The organism is Aquiflexum lacus, assembly GCF_015476655.1.
Taxonomy (GTDB): domain Bacteria; phylum Bacteroidota; class Bacteroidia; order Cytophagales; family Cyclobacteriaceae; genus Aquiflexum; species Aquiflexum lacus.
The window spans coordinates 1-2,645 of record NZ_JABFHF010000061.1 but is presented as its reverse complement, the minus strand read 5'-3'; the positions used below and the strand labels follow the sequence as shown (position 1 = coordinate 2,645).

The window sequence follows — 2,645 nt, the reverse complement described above, 5'->3', positions numbered from 1 at the left end:
ATTGTAGATTCCGATGATCTTGACCACCGATCCGGCTATCTTGACCACCCTTTGATCAAGGGTATTCAGTTACCGTTTTAATGGCGATTAAAGTTATCGTTTTTTTCTCATTGATTCACCTTTCAACTCTATTCTGTGTGCTGTGTGTACCATTCTGTCAAGGATGGCATCGGCAATGGTACTGTCACCTATTGTTTCGAACCATTTTGTGACCGGGAGTTGTGACACCACAATTGTAGAAGCTCTCCCGTGCCGGTCTTCTATTATTTCAAGCAGTGCCATTCTGGCCATTTCATCAAGTTGCTGGATTCCGAAGTCATCGAGAATGAGCAGATCCTGTTTCTCAATCCTTGCAATCTCCTTCAGGTATGACCCATCGGCTTTCATCATTCTGAGTTTCGAGAAAAGCTTGGTGGTATTGTGATACTGTGTCCTGATCCCCTGCATACACGCCTGATTGCCAAGGGCCGAAGCAATGTAGCTTTTGCCGGATCCTGTAGCCCCTGTAACAAGTACATTCTCTTTCCTTTTTACAAAAGACATATCGGCAAGCCTGAGGATATGCATTTTGTCAAGCCCTCTCTGCGGGGAGAACTCGAGTTCCTCAACAGTGGCACTGTAGCGGAACTTTGCAGTCCTGTAAAGCCTGTCGATTTTTTTGTTTTCCCTTTCTTCCCATTCTGCCTGAAGAAGATGGTTCACAAGCTCTTCGGGATTGAGGTCATGGTGTCTGTTGCTGTCCAATATGGTTCTGTATGCCTCCATCATTCCATGGAACCTCATTTTGGACATCTGGTTTAACGCTATGCTCTGTGTCATGATTTTATATAATTGGTTTTTATGGTAAATAATTATCTGAAGCTTTCAGCCCCCCTGATATTTTCGTGCTGGACCGGGTTGTCATTCTGTTTTTCTGTCCCAAAAGGAATTGTATCCATTCCGCTTCTGAGTATCCTTGTGATGACCGAATAATTATAGGTATTGTAGTGGGAGGCACGCCTGACTGCGCCGACAAGTCTTTCCCTGCCCACCTTTTTATCATATCCCAGAATTCCCAGACAGCTTTTGTATGCCTGCTCGGGATAGGGATAACTGTCAAGGATCACCTGGATATAATGCCGGACTTCGGGATGTATCCCTTTTGCCCATTTTAGAAAAAAGTCCGGGTTCCAATCGCTTACAAACCTGTGGGCAGAGGGCATATGGTCCTGGACCGTAGTATATCCGCGTTCCTTTAGGCTCCTTTTATGAAAAGCGATCCTTTCACCGTCGAAGAAAACAGAAACGTAACTGGCCGAGTACACAATCCTCACTTTTTTTCCGATGTACCTGTAGGGAATGGAATAATAGTGTTTTTCTGGATTCAGGCATATGTGGGAGGTTTTGGTTACCGTGGCATATTTAAACTGTTTGAGTTCGTACCTTTCTGATGGCAAGGGGGCCAGGGCATTCCTTTCTTCCCTATCAAAAAGCTCCTTTCTTGATTCAGGCCTTTTTTGGAAAGGTGTGCAGTTATGGGTATTGAGGTGGTGACGGATGTCCTCATTCAAGGTTCTGATGTCATGATATACCCTGTTCCTGATAGGGGCGTAGATTCTGCTGTAAACAATGGCCACAGTCTTTTCAACCAAAGCCTTATCCTGTGGCTTTCTGCTCCTGGCAGGAAAAACAACGCAGCCGTAATGGTTGGCAAAGTCAAGAAAATCCGGATTGATCACCGGTTCATACTTATCGGCTTTGGTGACAGCACTTTTTAGGTTATCCGGAACAAGGGCTCTGGGAACACCGCCAAAGTAATGTAAAGCATTTTCTGTGGCGGCGATAAAGTCCTCTTTCCTTTGTGAGGGAATGGCTTCCACATAGCTGTACTGACTGTGTCCAAGAGTGGCGACAAATACCTCCATGTGCGTCACTTCCCCGGTAACGGGATCTGCAATAAACAATCTGTCACCTGTAAAATCTATATAAAGTTTGTCGCCCGCCAAATGTTCGAACCGCATACTGGCGGATAAACCCATACGCCACTGTCTGTAGTTGTCGCAAAACTGCGAATAGCTATAACCGTCAGGATGTTTCTGACGGTATTCTCCCCATAAGACCCAGCGGTTTACACCGGTTCTTTTGAGTTCTGATTCCATAAACGGGAAGAAGGACTGAAGATCCTGATATCTCTGTTCGGATTTTTGGTCAGGATCATTGAGCAGTGCATCGAGTTCCTCATCACTCTTGCAGAGAAGCTCTCCATAGGTCAAACCTTTGGAGTCAACCAACTGTAGGTACTTTTTGACCGTATTACGGGCAATGCCCAAAGTTTTGGAGATGGTCTGCAATGCCATGCCGTTGTCACGGTGGCGGATTATCTGTTTAAGATTGCTCATAGTTATCGTTGTTCCTGCCATACTTTACAGTGCTAGTTTTTCTGTAAAGCAAACGATAACTGAAAAAACATAAGTGGTCAGGATTGTCATTCTGGCAATGTTGACCACTTGGTGGGGTGGTCAGGATGGCCGGATTGACAGTGGTCAAGATCACCGGAATTTTATCCCTCGAAGAAGTTATTGGCCCCTAAAAGGGGTGGTCAACATCATCGGAAAAAAGTGGTCAGCATCACCGGAACAGGTGGTCAAGATGGATCGGAATATACA

At 45.3% G+C, this 2,645-nt stretch carries 3 protein-coding genes; 1 reads left to right on the top strand and 2 read right to left on the bottom strand.

Annotated elements, in window-relative coordinates; all coding sequences use genetic code 11:
- Positions 1-93: 93 nt before the first annotated feature.
- Entirely contained in the window at positions 94-819 is a 726-nt protein-coding gene (istB, locus tag HMJ38_RS24975) for an IS21-like element helper ATPase IstB (RefSeq protein WP_194977178.1), read from the bottom strand.
- A gap of 32 nt (positions 820-851) precedes the next feature.
- Positions 852-2,378: an IS21 family transposase gene (istA, locus tag HMJ38_RS24970; RefSeq protein ID WP_194977177.1), complete on the bottom strand. Its 1,527-nt coding sequence runs from the start codon at positions 2,376-2,378 to the stop codon at positions 852-854.
- Positions 2,379-2,451: 73 nt separating this feature from the next.
- On the opposite strand from istA, the gene HMJ38_RS25475 reads away from it, so the two are divergent.
- The coding region (locus HMJ38_RS25475) for a hypothetical protein (protein ID WP_228780268.1) at positions 2,452-2,645 on the top strand (194 nt) is incomplete at its 3' end.